The organism is Nocardia jejuensis NBRC 103114 (genome assembly GCF_001613145.1).
Classification (GTDB): domain Bacteria; phylum Actinomycetota; class Actinomycetes; order Mycobacteriales; family Mycobacteriaceae; genus Nocardia; species Nocardia jejuensis.
The window spans coordinates 19,202-35,858 of record NZ_BDBU01000070.1; the positions used below are offsets into that span (position 1 = coordinate 19,202).

The 16,657-nt window shown below is 70.2% G+C and carries 1 protein-coding gene (only partly in view); it reads right to left on the reverse strand.

Translation table 11 applies throughout. The annotated features are described in order from the left end of the window. Positions 1-16,461: the 5' portion of a non-ribosomal peptide synthase/polyketide synthase gene (locus tag NJ1_RS36095; RefSeq protein ID WP_439957703.1), read on the reverse strand. The gene continues 13,404 nt to the left of window position 1, outside the view; the window shows 16,461 of its 29,865 coding nt (coding positions 1-16,461); the start codon lies at positions 16,459-16,461; its stop codon lies beyond the left edge, outside the window. Positions 16,462-16,657 lie beyond the last annotated feature (196 nt).

Sequence of the window (16,657 nt, forward strand, 5' to 3'; positions counted from 1 at the left end):
GCCGGTGAGCCGCACCGCGAGCGGAATGTTGTCCACCGCCGAGGTGCTGGTGTCGAACTGGTTGAGGAACCAGTAGCGCTGCTGGGCCGGGGAGAGCGGCAGGTTCGCCGGGCGCTCGCCCGCGACCAAGCTCGGGCGGGCCCGGCCGGATCCGGCATTGCGCTCGACGCGGGCGGCCATGGCCGAGACCGTGGACGCCTCGAACAGATCGCGCACCGCGAGGTGGGTGTCCAGGGCCGCGCCGAGGCGGGCGGTGACCTGGGTGGCGATCAGCGAGTTGCCGCCGAGCTCGAAGAAGTCGTCGTCCAGACCCACCCGGCCGACGCCCAGAACGTCGGAGAAGGTGTTGGCCACGATCTCTTCGATCGGGGTGGACGGGGCCCGGAAGCTCTTGGCCTCGAACACCGGCGCGGGCAACGCCTTGCGATCCAGCTTGCCGGAGGCATTGAGCGGGAAGGCATCCAGCGCCACGAAGGCGGCCGGGACCATGTAGGACGGCAGCGCGTCGGCCAGTTCGGCACGCACGGCGTCGAAGTCGACGCTGCGCCCGGCAGCCGGGATGACGTAGCCGACCAGCTGATCGCCGAGGCGTTCGTCGGAGCGGACCACGACCACCGATTGCGCGACGTCCTCGACAGCGGTGAGCGCGTTCTCGATCTCACCGAGCTCGATGCGCAGACCGCGCAGCTTGACCTGGAAGTCGGTGCGGCCCAGGTATTCCAGCTCACCGACGCCGGTCCACTTCACCAGGTCGCCGGTGCGGTACATGCGCTCGGCGTCGTGGAAGGGGTCCGCCACGAAGCGGTCCGCGGTCAGCTCCGGGCGTGCGACGTAGCCGCGCGCCAGCTGGACGCCGGCCAGATACAGCTCACCCGGGACGCCGACCGGCACCGGGTGCAGGCGCGAATCCAAGACGTAGACACGGGTGTTGAAGACCGGAGCGCCGATCGGCACCGACAGCGTGTCGAAGTCGCCCACCTCGTGATAGGTGACGTCGACGGCGGCCTCGGTGGGGCCGTACAGGTTGTGCAGGCGGGCATCGGTCAGCTCGAGCAGCTTCTGCGCCGTGACGGCGGGCAGCGCCTCACCGGAGGCGAAGACATTGCGCAGGCTCGACTCGGCGCTCGAATCACCAGCGGCCGCGGCCGATTCCAGGGCCGCCACGAAGACCGACAGCATCGACGGCACGAAGTGCGCGGTGGTGACGCCCTGCGCGGCGATGATCGAGGCGAGGTACGCCGGATCGCGATGGCCCTCGGGCTTGGCGACGACCAGGCGCGCGCCGATCTGCAAGGGCCAGAAGAACTCCCACACCGACACGTCGAAGGTGGCGGGCGTCTTCTGCAGCACCACGTCGTCGGTGTACAGACCGTATTCGGTCTGCATCCAGACCAGGCGGTTGACGATGGAGGCGTGGCTGACCGCCACGCCCTTCGGCCGGCCGGTGGAGCCGGAGGTGAAGATCACGTACGCGGTGTTGTCACCGCGCAGCGGGGCGACACGGTCGGCATCGGTGATCGCGGCGGCCGAGTACTCCGACAGCTCGAGTTCGTCGATGCGCAGCGTGCCCGCCTCGAAAGCGTCACGGGCCGTGGTGAGTACGGCGACCGGGCGCGCGGTCTCGAGCACGTAGGCGTTGCGCTCGGCCGGGTGATCCGGGTCCAGCGGCACGTACGCGCCACCGGCGGCGATGACGGCGTACATGCCGATCACCAGGTCCAGCGAACGGCGCATGCCCAGGGCCACGAGGGAATCGGGGCCGACGCCCTCGGCGATCAGGTGCCGGGCGAGCCGGTTCACCCGAGCGTCGAATTCCGCGTAGGTGAGTTCCTCACCCTCGAAGCTCAGCGCGATCTCGTTCGGGGTGTCCTTGACCTGGGTCGCGAACATCGACGCCAGGGTGACCTCGATCGCGGACTTGCGTCCGGCCCGGACCACACGCTGCACGTCGTACTCGGTGGCGTTCCAGCTCCGCAGCACCCGACGGCGCTCGACCGCGTCGAGCACCTCGATATCGCCGACCACCGCGGTGGGTTCGGCCACGACCGCGGACAGCAGGCGCACCAGGCGATCAGCGAATCCGGCGACCGTGGACGCGTCGAACATATCGGTGGCATAGGCGAATTCGGCGTTCATGCCGTCGACCACGCCGTCCGCGCCGAGTCGCTCGGTCAGGTTCAGGTGCAGATCGAACTTGGCGGTGACCACGTCCAGCGGAACGCCCGCCACCTCCAGGCCCTGCAGGGCGAAGCTGGCGGTGCCGGTGTTCTGGAACGACAGCATGACCTGGATCAGCGGATGCCGGGCCTGCGAGCGCGCCGGGTTGAGGATCTCCACCAGGCGTTCGAACGGCAGGTCGGCATGGCCGAAGGCGGCCAGGTCGGTGTCCTTGGTGCGGGCCAGCAGTTCGCTGAACTTCGCGCCCGAGTCGACCGCGGTGCGCAGCACCAGGGTGTTCACGAACATGCCGATGGCGTCGTCGAGCGCTTCCTCACCGCGACCCGCGACCGCGGTGCCGATGGCGATGTCGTCGCCGCCGGACAGCCGCGCGAGCAGTGCGGCGAAGGCCGCGTGCACGACCATGAACTGGCTCGCGCCGTTCTCGCGGGCGAGGGCGTTCATGCCGTCGAGCAGTTCGGCGTCGATCGAGAACTCGTGCACGCCACCGCGGTTGGAGGCGACGGCGGGCCGCGGGCGATCGGACGGGAGCTCGATCTGATCGGGCAGGCCGGCCAGGCTGTCGGACCAGTACGCGACCTGCTGGGAGATCAGCGAGTCCGCGTCCTCCTCCGAGCCGAGGGTCTCGCGCTGCCAGAGCGCGAAGTCGGCGTACTGCACCGGCAGCGGCGCCCAGTCCGGCGCGGAACCCTGCGAGCGGGCGAAGTACGCCGTCATGATGTCGCGAGCCAGGGGGCCGACCGACCAGCCGTCACCGGAGATGTGGTGAACCACGAAAACCAGGACGTGGTCGGGGGTTTCGCCCCCGGCGACGCGGAACAGCGCGGCGCGCAACGGAACAGCGGCGGTGACGTCGAACCCGGTGAGCACCAGCTCCGCGATCCGATCGCGCAGTTCGGCCTCCGGGACCGTGACCGACTCCAGCGCCAGCATCTCGATGACCTGCTCGGACGGCAGGATCACCTGCACGCCACGGCCTTCGGCATTCTCCGGGTAGAGCGTGCGCAGCACCTCGTGGCGTTCGATCACGTCGCCGACGGCGCCGAGCAGGGCCCGCACATCCAGATCACCGGTGAGCCGGACCGCCATCGGGATGTTGTTGACAGCGGAGGCGGTGTCGAAGCGGTTCAGGAACCACATGCGCTGCTGCGCGAGGGACAGCGGAATCTCCGCCGGACGATCCTGGGCGAGCAGGGCGCGGCGGCTGCCGGTGCCGGAGGTGCTGTCCAGGCGCGCGGCCAGGGCGGCCACGGTCGGCGACTCGAAGAGCGTGCGGACCGGGACTCGGGTGTCGAAGGCCGCGCCCAGGCGAGCGACGACCTGGGTGGCGATCAGCGAGTTGCCGCCGAGTTCGAAGAAGTCGTCGTCGATACCGGGGCTCTGTTCCACGCCGAGCACCTCGGCGAAGACCCCGGCGACCAGCTGCTCGGCGGCCGTGACCGGAGCGCGGAATTCGCGCGCGGTGAACTCGGGATCGGGCAGCGCGCGGCGGTCGAGCTTGCCGTTGGCGCTGAGCGGGAACTCCGCGAGCGCCACGAACGCGGCCGGGACCATGTAGGACGGCAGCTGTGCGGACAGGTGCGCGCGCAGCGCGTCCACGTCGACGGTGCTTGCTTCGGCACCTGCTTCGGGAGTGCCCGCCGGAACCACGTAGCCGACCAGGTTGTCGCCGGTGCGGGCGTCCGAGCGCAGCACCACGACGGCCTGTGCGACCGAGTCGTGCGCGGTCAGGGCCGCTTCGATCTCGCCGAGCTCGATGCGCAGACCGCGCAGCTTCACCTGGAAGTCGGTGCGGCCCAGGTAGATCAGCCGGCCGTCGGCGCTCCAGCGCACCAGGTCGCCGGTGCGGTACATCCGCTCGCCGGTCGCACCGGCCGCACCGCGGAACGGGTTGGCCACGAAGCGATCCGAGGTCAGGTCCGGGCGGCCGAGGTAGCCGCGCGCCAGCTGAGCGCCGGCCAGATACAGCTCACCCGCGACACCGGCCGGGACCGGGCGCAGTCGTGAATCCAGCACGTAGGCACGGGCGTTCGCGACCGGCGCACCGATCGGAACCGCGCCCTGCACCTCGTCCGCGACGGGCGCGTAGGTGGCGTGCACGGTGAACTCGGTGGGGCCGTAGAGGTTGTGCAGCTCGGCCGAGCCGACCCTGCGGAAGGCGTCCACCTCGGCGGCGGTGAAGGCCTCACCGGCGATCAGCAGGGCGCGCAGCGAGATCAGCGACTCGGGCGCCACACTGCCGGAGAACACGCTGAGCATGGACGGCACGAACGAGGTCAGGGTGACCCGCTCGGCCGCGATGATCTCGGCGAGATACTGCGGATCACGGTGGCCGTCCGGCGTGGCGACGACCATGCGACCACCGGTTGCCAAGGGGCCGAACAATTCCCACACCGAGACGTCGAAGGTGGCGGGGGTCTTGAACAGCACCACGTCATCGGCGGCGAGGCTGTACTCGGTGGTGATCCAGCGGATCTGGTTCACGGCCGAGGCGTGCGAGACCGCGACGCCCTTGGGGCGGCCGGTCGAACCCGAGGTGAAGATGACGTACGCGATATTGGACGCCAGCAGCGGGCGAATGCGCTCGGCATCCGTGATCGGGGTGTCGGCGTAGCCGGTGAGATCCAGCGCGTCGACGGTGAGCACGGGAGTGTTCACCTCGGGCGCGAAATCGTCACGGCCGGTGGTCAGTACGACGACCGGGCGGGCGACGTCGAGCACGTACTCGATGCGATCGGCGGGCTGATCCAGGTCCAGCGGCACGTACGCGCCACCGGCCTGCAGCACCGCGTACATGGCCAGCACCAGATCGGCGGACCGGCGGATGCCGAGCGCGACGGTGCTGTCCGGTCCGACTCCGGACTCGATGAGCTTGCGTGCCAGCCGATGTACGCGACCGGCGAACTCACCGTAGGACAGAGTTGTGCTCGCGGTTGCACCGTCGGACGAGGCGGCTCCCTCGAGGGACCGGGTTTCCGCGAAGGACTCCGCTCCTCCGAAGATCGGTGCTCCCGCGAAGGACAGTGCTCCGTCGAAGGACAGAGCGATCGCGTCGGGCGTCGCGAGTGCCTGTGCCTCGAACAGATCCGTCAGGGTCTCGGCGGCGCCACCGTCGGCGCCGAAAGCGACAGCGGTGTCGTTCCACTCCGCGAGCACCAGGTCGCGCTCACGGGCGCCCAGCAGCTCGATATCGCCGACCGGACGCTCGGGTGCGGCCGTGATGGCCTTGAGCAGCAGGGTGAAGCGCGCGGCGAAGCGCTCCATGGTCGCGGCGTCGAAAAGGTCGGTGGCGTAGATGATCTCGGCGGTCATTCCCGAGGGCGATCCGCCGAAGCCGTTGCCGGACACGTGATGTGCGCCCAGCTGCTCGGTCAGGACCAGCTGCAGATCGACCTTGGCGGTCTCGATCGGCAGGTCCACGGCGCTGACGGTGAGGCCGGGCAGTTCCAGTTCGGCCGGACCCATGTTCTGGAACGACAGCATGACCTGGAACAGCGGGTTCCGGGCCTGCGAGCGGACCGGGTTGATGATCTCCACCAGGCGTTCGAACGGCAGGTCGGCGTGGCCGAACGCCGCGATATCGGCGGCGCGCACCGATTCCAGCAGTTCGGTGAAGCCGCGGCTGCCGTCCACCGGGGTGCGCAGCACCAGCGTGTTGACGAACATGCCGATCAAGTCGTCGAGAGCGCGCTCACCGCGACCGGCGACCGGGGTGCCGATGGCGATATCGGCCTCACCGGACAGACGCGCGAGCAGGGTCGCGAGCGCGGCGTGCGCCACCATGAACAGCGTCGCGCCCCGGCTGCGGGCCAGCTCGGCCAGCTTGCCGTGGGTTTCGGCGTCGATGGTGAAGGTGTGGGTGGCGCCGTGACCGGACGCGACGGCCGGACGCGGGCGATCCGAGGGCAGATCGAGCTGGTCCGGGACGCCGTGCAGCGCGTGGGTCCAGTACGAGATCTGCTGGGAGATCACCGATTCGGCGTCGGACTCGGCACCGAGCACCTCGCGCTGCCACAACGCGTAGTCGGCGTACTGGACTTCCAGTGCCTGCCAGGCGGGTTCGCCGCCCTCGACACGAGCGCCGTAGGCCACCATGACATCCCGGGTCAGCGGGCCCATGGAGAAACCGTCGGCGGAGATGTGGTGCACCACCAGCGCGAGGATGTGCTCGGTGGGGCTGATCTCGAACAGTCGCGCCCGGAACGGCACCTCGGAGGTGACGTCGAATCCGGTCAGCACCAGGGTCGAGAGTGCCTGCGGCAGTTCGGCTTCGGTGACGTCGATCGGAGTCAGATCGGGGATGACCTGACCGGTCGGGACGATCTCCTGATGCGGGGTGCCGTCGATCTCCGGGTAGCGGGTGCGCAGCGATTCGTGCCGCGCCAGCACATCGGCTACGGCGATCTGCAGGGCCTGGCGATCCACCAGACCCGAGAGCCGCACCGCCGCCGGGATGTTGTCCACGGCCGATTCGGGATCGAAGCGGTTCAGGAACCACATGCGCTGCTGCGCGAGCGAGAGCGGGAGCCGATGCGGGCGCTCCTGCGCGGTCAGCGGCTGCCGGGCCACGCCGGAATGCGATTCCGCGCGCGCGGCCAGCGCCGCGACACTGGAGGATTCGAAGATCTCGCGGACGCCAAGCTGGGTGTCCAGCGCGGCGGACAGGCGCGCCGCCACCTGGGTGGCGATGAGCGAGTTGCCGCCGAGCGCGAAGAAGTCGTCGTCGAGGCCGACCCGGGACAGGCCCAGGATCTCGGCGAAGACGCCCGCGACGATCTGCTCGACCGGGGTGACCGGAGCGCGGAAGACCGCGGCCTCGAACACCGGGGCGGGCAGCGCGCGGCGCTCCAGCTTGCCGGACGCGTTGAGCGGGAACTCCTCGAGCACCATCAGGATCGACGGGACCATGTACGACGGCAGGCTCTCGGCGAGCTCGGCGCGCACGGCCTCGGTGTCGACGCCGCGGTTCGGGGCGGCGACCACGTAGCCGACCAGCTGATCGCCGGTGTGCGCGTCGCCGCGCACCACGACCACCGACTGCGCGACGGAATCCAGTGCGGTGAGCGCGGATTCGATCTCGCCGAGCTCGATGCGCAGACCGCGCAGCTTGACCTGGAAGTCGGTGCGGCCGATGTAGTCCAGTTCACCCTCGGCGGTCCAGGTGACGAGGTCACCCGTGCGGTACATGCGCTCGCCGGCGCCGAACGGGTTGGCCACGAAGCGATCCGAGGTCAGGTCCGGGCGTGCGACGTAGCCGGTCGCGAGCTGCTCACCGGCGAGGTAGAGCTCACCGGCCACGCCGACCGGTACCGGGCGCAGGCGCGAATCCAGCACGTACACCTGGGTGTTGAACACCGGGCGGCCGATCGGCACGGTCTCGGTGTCCGCATCGGTGACCTGGTGGTACGTGACGTCGACGGCGGCTTCGGTAGGTCCGTACAGGTTGTGCAGCTGCGCGCCGGTCAGCTCGCGCAGCAGATGCGCGGGCTTGGGCGAGAGCGCCTCACCGGAGGCGAACACCATGCGCAGGCTCTCGCACCGCGCGGCGGCCTCCTCCGCGACGAAGACCGCGAGCATGGACGGCACGAAGTGGGTGACCGTGACGCCTTCGCGGGCAATGAGTTCGGCCAGGTACGCCGGATCGCGGTGGCCGTCCGGCTTGGCGATGGCCAGGCGCGCGCCCAGCTGCAGCGGCCAGAAGAACTCCCACACCGACACGTCGAAGGTGGACGGGGTCTTCTGCAACACCACATCGTCGGCGGACAGGCCGTATTCGGTCTGCATCCAGACCAGGCGGTTGACGATCGCCGAGTGCGGCACGGCCACACCCTTCGGGCGGCCGGTCGACCCGGAGGTGAAGATGACGTAGGCGGTGTTCGATTCCCGCAGCGGCACACGACGTTCCGCGTCGGTCAGCGGAGCGCCGGAGTAGCCCGCGAGGTCGAGCACATCGATGCGCACCTGGGCGGTGTCCACGGGCAGATCCTCGCCCGAGGTCAGGACCGTCACCGGATCCGCTGTGGCGAGGATGTATTCGGTGCGCTCGGCCGGGTGATCCGGATCCAGCGGCACGTACGCGCCACCGGCCGAGAGCACCGCGTACATGCCCACGACCAGGTCCAGCGAACGCCTCATGCCCAGGGCCACGAAGGATTCCGCGCCGACGCCGCGCTCGATGAGCCAGCGCGCGGTGCGGTGCACCCGGTCCGCGAACTCGGCGTAGGACAGACCCATGCCCTCGAAGCTGACCGCTATCGCGTCGGGAGTGCGGGCGGCCTGCGCCTCGAACAGCGCGACCAGCGTGGATGCCGCGTCGCCGGATGCCGCACGGACGATGAAGAGGTCGTGCTCGGCGTCGTCGGTGCCGTCGGTCATCATCGCCAGGACGGTGTCCACGTCGAAGGCGGTGTCGTTCCACGCGGTGACGACCAGCTCGCGCTCGGCGGCGTCGACCAGCTCGATATCGCCCACTGCCGCATCGGGTTCGGTGGTGACGGCGGTGAGGACGCGGATCAGACGGTCCGCGATGCGGTGGACGGTGTCCTCGTCGAACAGATCGCGCAGGTAGCCCGCGCGCACCCGCAGGCGGGTGTCGAGCTGGGCGATGAGGGTCAGCGGGTAGTGCGTGGCGTCGGCCGCTTCCAGCCCGGTGACCGCCATGCCGTCGATATCGGCGGCCTGGGCCCGGATGCCGTCCGCGTCGACCGGGTAGGACTCGAACACCACGAGGGTGTCGAAGAGTCCGCCGACGCCCGCGGCGGACTGGATGTCCGCCAGTCCGACGTAGTGGTGATCGAGCAGATCGGCCTGCTCACCCTGGGTGCGGGTGAGCAGCGAGCGGGCGGACTCGGCCGGATCGAAGGCGACCCGCACCGGCACGGTGTTGATGAACAGGCCCACCATGGATTCCACGCCGGCCAGCTGCGCCGGGCGACCCGAGACGGTGGTGCCGAACAGCACGTCGTCGCGGCCGGTGAGGCGGCCGAGCAGGATGCCCCAGGCCACCTGCAGCACCGTGTTGGGCGTGACGCCGATCTCGGCGGCCAGCGCGGTGAGGCGCGAGGTCGCCGCCTCGTCCAGGTCGAAGAAGTACTCGCCGGACAGGGCGGTGATCTCGTGGCTCGGATCGGGCCGGGTGAGCAGCGTCGGCTCGGAGACGCCGTGCAGCGAGCGCGTCCACGCCTCGAGGGAGGCCGTACGGTCCTGCTGCGCAACCCATTCCAGGAAGTAGCGGTAAGAGCGCAGCGGCGGCAGCACCGAGGCGTCCGAATGCGTCGCGTACAGCACCAGCAGGTCCTGCATGAGCAGCGGCATGGACCAGCCGTCGAGCAGGATGTGGTGGTTGGCCACCGCCAGCTGCCAGGCATCGGCGGCGGTCTGCACCAGGGTGAAGCGGATGAGCGGCGGCTCGGTCAGGTCGAAGCGTCGCATCCGATCGGCCTCGATGACGTCCGACGGATCGCCGGTCGCGGTGCGGTCGTGCACCGAGAACGCGGCGTGCACGCCGTCCAGGACCACCTGTACCGGCGTGCCCGAGGCATCGGAAACGTATGCGGTGCGCAGGATTTCGTGGCGGTCGATGAGCGCCTGGGCGGCGGCGCGCAGGCGGTCGGCGTCCACGCGGCCGGTGAGGGTGAGCACCGCCTGGGCGGTGTACACGTCGACCGAGGACGCGGCCAGCTGCGCGTGGAAGAGCAGACCGGCCTGCAGCGCCGACAGCGGCCACACCTGGTCGAGCTCGCCGAAGCGCTTCTCCCAGCCGTCGATATCGCGCTGGGTGATCTTGACCAGACCGAAGTCGGACGGGGTGTGCCCACCGGCGTTCGCGGAGTCGGCATGGCGCGCGACGGCTTCCAGTGCCGAGATCCACAGTGCGCCGAATTCGGCGATGTCGGCCGCGTCGAGCAGGGTGCTCGGGTAGCCGATGTTCGCGGTCAGCTTCTCCCCGACCACGATGGCATTGATGTCGATCGGAGCCATGGCCGGCATGTCGGCGTCGTACGCGCCGGCGAGGTTGCCGAGTTCCGGGGCCGGGATCCAGCCGAAGCCGCGCAGCGCGTCGGGCACATCGCCCTCGTTGACGCGGCCCAGGTAGTTGAAGCTGACCTGGCCGGGCAGCTGCTTGGGCAGCGACTCGGCGGTGGCCTGGTTCAGGTAGCGCAGCAGACCGTAACCGATGCCCTTGTCCGGCACCGAGAGCAACTGCTCCTTGACCGCCTTGATGGCGCGGCCCATGGCGGGCCCGCCCAGCAGCGCGCCGTCCACGTCGATCTCGGTGAGGTCGAAGCGGACCGGGAAGATGGCGGTGAACCAGCCGACCGTGCGGGACAGGTCCGCGCCGGGCACGACCTCTTCCTCGCGGCCGTGGCCCTCCAGGCGGATCAGCGTGGACTTCTCGCCGATTCCCTTGGCGGAGCGCCACTTCGCGACGGCCAGGGCCAGCGCGGTCAGCAGCGAGTCGTTGACGCCACCGTGGAACAGCGCGGGCACGGTGGTGAGCAGCGCGCGAGTGGCCTCGGCGGACAGCTCGACGCGATGCTTCTCGATGACGGCGGTGACGTCCACGGCCGGATCCATCGGGCGCTGGGTGAGCAGCGGATCCGGACCCTGCACGACGCCGCGCCAGAAGTCGAGTTCGGCGAGGCGCTCGGTGGCGGCCTCGCGCTCGAGCGCGTGCGCCCAGGTGCGCATGCTGGTGACGGGTGCGACCAGCTCGGGGGTCTGCCCGGCGGACAGCTGACCCCAGGCGGTGACGAGGTCCGGCACCAGGATTCGCCAGGTGACGCCGTCGACCACGAGGTGGTGGGCGACCACGACCAGGCGACCGGTGCGAGACGTGCTACCCGCGGGCTCGAGCCACACGAACCGTATGACCACGCCCGCGGCGGGATCCAGCTTGTCGAGGGTGGCATCCAGTGCGGCCGTGGCGATCTCGAGGAGCTGCTCGTCATCGGCGCTCGGATCGAACTCGACGCGGTCGATCAGCGAATCCACGTCGATCGCGCCCGGGGCGGCGGTCTCCACGATCCAGTCCGCGCCCGGCACCCGGCGCAGGCGGGCCCGCAGCATGTCGTGGCGGTCGATGACCGCGCCGACCGTGGCCGCGATGCCCGCGCGGTCGATGCCGTGCGGAAGTTCAAGCGCGAGAGTCTGATTGAAGCGATCGAAGCCGCTCGGGCCGGCTTCACCGCCCGCGGTGGCACGCTCGACCATGAAGCGGACCACCGGGGTCAGCGGCATGACGCCCACGCCGCCGCCGGGCAGCTCGCTCAGCTGCGGCGCCGAATCGCCCTGGCCCTGCAGGGTTTCGGTCGCGACCGCGGCCAGACCGGCGACGGTGCGCTGTTCGAACACGTCGCGCGGGCTGAAGACGATGCCGCGCGCCTTGGCGCGGGACACCAGCTGGATGGAGACGATGGAGTCGCCGCCCAGCGCGAAGAAGGAGTCGTCGATGCCGACCCGCTCCAGACCGAGCACCTCGGCGAAGACCTCGGCCACGGTGTGCTCGACGCCGTTGCGCGGAGCCCGGAAGGTGACCTCGGTCGCGAACACCGGCTCGGGCAGGGCCTTGCGGTCCAGCTTGCCGACCGGGGTCAGCGGAACCCGGTCGATGATCATCACCGAGGACGGCACCATGTACGCCGGCAGGCGCTGCTCGACGTGTGCGGTGACCGCACCGACGTCGATCGAATGCCCCTGCGTGGCAACCACGTACGACACCAGCGAGACCGCGCCCGCGGCGTTCTTGTGGCCGACGGTGACCGCGAAGTCCACACTCTCGTGCGAGGCCAGCGCCGCGTCGATCTCGCCGAGCTCGATGCGGAAACCGCGGACCTTGACCTGGAAATCGGAACGGCCGACGTACTCGACCTCACCGGCGGGGGTCCAGCGGACCACGTCACCGGTGCGGTACATGCGCTGCCCGTCCAGATACGGGTTGGCGACGAAACGGTCGGCGGTCAGACCGGGACGGGCATGGTAGCCGCGCGCCAGCTGGATGCCAGACAGATAGAGCTCACCCGCGACACCGACCGGAACGGGCCGGAGACGGTTGTCCAGGATCAGCGACTGCATGCCTCGGATCGGACCACCGATGGTGACCAGATCGCCCGAGACCAGCGGCTCGCTGATATTGGTCATGATGGTGGTCTCGGTGGGGCCGTATCCGTTGTGGAAGGCGCGGATCGCGCCGTCCTGCCCGAGCGGCACGGCCCACTTCTCGACGAGATCGGCGGGCACCGCTTCGCCACCGGCGACCAGGACACGCAGGCTGTCGAGTCCCGCGGGGCCGAAGGTGGACAGCGCCGCCGGAGTGATGAAGGCGTGCGTGGCCCGCTCGGTGCGGATCAGCTCGGCGAGTTCGTCGCCGCCGTAGACACCCGGCGGGACCACGACCAGGGTGCCGCCCGCGCCGATGGCGAGCAGGAACTCCAGCATGGACGCGTCGAACGAAGGCGAGGCGAAATGCAGTGCGCGCGAGCTGGAATCGAGGCTGTAGCGCTCGGCCTGCTCGACGCTGAAGTTGGCCAGACCGGCGTGCGTGACCACGACGCCCTTGGGCAGGCCGGTGGAACCGGAGGTGTAGATGACGTAGGCCGGGTGCTCCGGGCGCAGCGGGCGGACACGATCGGCGGCCGTGACGGCGGTGGCCTCGAACGCGTCGAGGTCGAGCTCGTCCAGGACCAGCCACTGCACCGATTCCGGCAGCTCGGCGCGCACCGAGGCCACCGTCAGGCCGACCGGTGAACCGGAGTCGGTGACCATGTGGGCGATGCGGTCGGCGGGATAGTTCGGGTCGACCGGCACGAAGGCCGCACCGGTCTTGGCGACGGCCCATTCGGCGAAGTAGGAGTCCGAGGAGCGGGGCACCGCGACGGCGACCAGATCCTCAGCGCCGATGCCGCGCTCGATCAGCAAGCGCGCCAAGCGGTTCGAGCGCTCGTCGAGTTCGCCGTAGGACAGGCTCGTGCCCTGGAACACGACGGCGGTCGCGGCCGGGTCGAGAGCCACGGCGTCGGCCAGCAGGTCCGGCAGGGTGCGGGCCGGAACTGCCGGAGCACCGAACCGGTTGATCAGATCGGCACGTTCTTCGGGATCGAGCACGTCGATCGCGCCGACGGTGATCTCCGGATCGGCGGCGACGGCCTCGAGCACCCGCAGCCAGCGCTGCGCGAAGCTGTCGGCTGTCGATTCGTCGAACAGATCGACCGCGTAGGTGAGCGCGAGGGTCATGCCCGCGTCGCCACCTGCGGGCACGGCCTGCTCCGAGAGCGTGAACTGCAGATCGAAGCGGGAGACGCTCTCCTCGAGATCCAGCGCCGATACCGTCAGGCCCGGCAGTTCGAGGGTGCCGCGGTCCAGGTTCTGGAAGGCCAGCATGACCTGGAACAGCGGGTTGCGGGCCTGCGAGCGCTCGGGGGCGAGCAGCTCGACCAACCGCTCGAACGGCACATCGGCATTGCCGAAGGCGTCCAGGTCCGCGTGCCGGGCGCGATCGAGCAGGTCCGTGAAGGACTCCGACGGATCGATGCCGGTGCGCAGCACCAGGGTGTTGACGAACATGCCGACCAGCTCGTCCAGAGCGGCCTCGCCACGACCGGCGACCGGGGTGCCGACGGCGATGTCGTCGCTGCCGGACAGACGGGCCAGCAGCACCGCGAGCGCGCTGTGCATGACCATGAACAGCGAGGAACCACGCCGGCGCGCGACATTTTCCAGTGCGCCGACCAGCTCGGGCGTGAGCGCGTGATGCAGGGTCGCGCCGCGATGCGAGGCGACGGCCGGGCGGGCGCGATCGGTGGGCAGCGTCAGCTCGTCCGGGGTCCCGGCCAGCACGCGCTGCCAGTAACCGACCTGGCGAGCCATCAGCGAGGACGAATCCTCTTCCGAGCCCAGAACTTCCCGCTGCCAGATGGCGAAATCGGCGTACTGCACGGCGAGCGGAGCCCAGCCGGGGACCGCGCCCTGCGTGCGGGCGGTGTAGGCGACCATGACGTCGCGGGTCAGCGGGGCCATGGAGAAGCCGTCGCCCGCGATGTGGTGGACCACGACCACGAGCACGTGCTCATTGGCCGACTCGGACTCCGCGGCCGATTCGGCGGATTCGGCGGATTCGGCGCCATCGCTCTGCGGCGCGGAGCCCACCCGGAAGAGCCTGGCGCGCAACGGAACCTGATCCGCGACATTGAATCCGAGAGTGGCGAAGGAGGTGACGGCGTCGATCAGCCCCTCGGGGGCCACCGTCACCGGGCGCAGATCGAGGGCGACCTGCTCGGCGGGCACCACCACCTGCATCGGCGTGCCGCCGTGCTCGGGGTAGCGGGTCCGCAGCGACTCGTGCCGGCGCACCACGTCCGCGACCGCGAGTTCCAGTGCGGCCGTGTCGAGTTCGCCGGTGAGACGGATGGCCAGCGGCAGGTTGTACGCCGCGGACGAGGTGTCGTACTGGTTCAGGAACCACATGCGCTGCTGCGCGAAGGACAGCGGCACCAGTTCGCCGGCCGGGCGCGGGCGGGCGACCAGCTTGGCGCGGGAAGCGCCGTCGGCATGGGATTCGATTCGGGCCGCGAGGGCCTCGACCGTGCTCGCCTCGAACAGGGTGCGCACGGCGACCGTGGTGTCCAGGGCCGCACCGATCCGCGAGACCACGCGGGTCGCGATGAGCGAGTTGCCGCCCAGATCGAAGAAGTCGTCGTCAAGGCCGACCCGGGCGAGATCCAGGACCTCGGCGAAGACGGCGGCGACGGTTTCCTGGGTGGGGGTCTCCGAGGCGCGGAAGGCCCGCGCCTGCACCGCCGGCGCGGGCAGCGCGCGGCGATCCAGTTTTCCGTTGACGGTCAACGGAATCGCGTCCATCACCACGATGGCGGAGGGCACCATGTACGACGGCAGGCGTTCGCCCGCACCGTCGCGGATGGCGTCCACCACCGGCGCGAGGCCCTCCTCGGGCACCACGTACGCCACGATGCGCTGATCGCCGGGCTGATCCTCGCGCACGATGACCGCCGCCTGCGCGACGCCGGCCTGCGCGAGCACGGCCGATTCGATCTCACCGAGCTCGATGCGGAAACCGCGGACCTTCACCTGATCGTCCGCGCGGCCGAGGTATTCGAGTTCGCCGAAACGGTTCCAGCGCGCCACGTCGCCGGAACGGTACAGGCGAGCGCCCGCGTCCCCGAACGGGCTCGCCACGAAGCGGGCGGCCGTCAGATCGGGACGGCCGAGGTAGCCGCGGGCCAATTGCGGTCCGGCGACGTACATTTCACCGGCGACACCCACCGGCACCGGGTGCAGGCGGTCGTCCAGCACGAAGACCCGCAGGCCGGCGATGGCGCGGCCGACCACGCTGCCGGTGGCAGCGGCGATGGTCCGGTTGTCCAGCGCGCGGTGCGAGACGTGCACGGTGGTCTCGGTGATGCCGTACATGTTGACCAGCTGCGGACGCATATCACCGTGCCGCGCAACCCAATCGGACAGGCGGCGCAGCTCGAGCGCTTCACCGCCGAAGATCACGTAGCGCAGTGCGAGCGGCTGATCGTCACCGGCCGCGGCGGCGATCCGCTCGGCCTCGGCCAGCTGGTAGAACGCCGAGGGAGTCTGGTTGAGCACCGTGACCCGTTCGCGGCGAAGCAATTCCAGGAACTGCTCGGGCGAGCGCGAGACGTAGTAGTCGACGACCACCAGCTTGCCGCCGTAGAGCAGCGGGCCCCACAGCTCCCACACCGAGAAGTCGAAGGCGTAGGAGTGGAACAGCGTCCACACGTCCGAGGCGCTGAAGCCGAACTCGCGATCGGTATTGGCCATGAGCCGCACCACGTTCCGGTGCGCCACGGCCACGCCCTTGGGGCGGCCGGTCGAGCCGGAGGTGTAGATGACGTAGGCGACGTGATCCGGGCGCAGCGCGGCGCGACGGTCGGCATCGGTGACCGGCGTATCGGCCGCGTCCTCGATGTTCCCGGCCTCGAGCGAGTAGCCGTCCATGAGCACGGTCGGCAGATCCCCGGGCAGCTCCACGTGCACCGTGGAATCCAGGATCACGCTGGTGGGCTTCGCATCCGAGAGCACGAACGCGATGCGGTCGGCCGGGTACGACGGATCGACCGGCACGTAGCCCGCGCCGGACTTGATGACCGCGAGCAGTGCGACGACGAGATCCGCCGAGCGCGGCAGCAGCACCGCGACCAGGGACTCGGGGCCCGCGCCCTCGGCGATCAGCGTGCGCGCCAGCACGTTCGCGCGCCGGTCCAGCTCGACGTAGGTGATCTCCTCGGTCCCGAACCGCACCGCGACCCGATTCGGATGCGCGGCGACCGCGGCGTCGAACAGGCCGGACAGGGTGATCTCGGGATCGACGAAATGGTCGGCCAGCATGGCGGACAGATCGTCCAGCGCGCCCAGCGGCGCGCGGGTGACCGCGGCGGCGGCGAAGGCCGACGCGGCCTTGGAGGCCGCACCGGCGATCTCACCGGCGGCCGCGCCG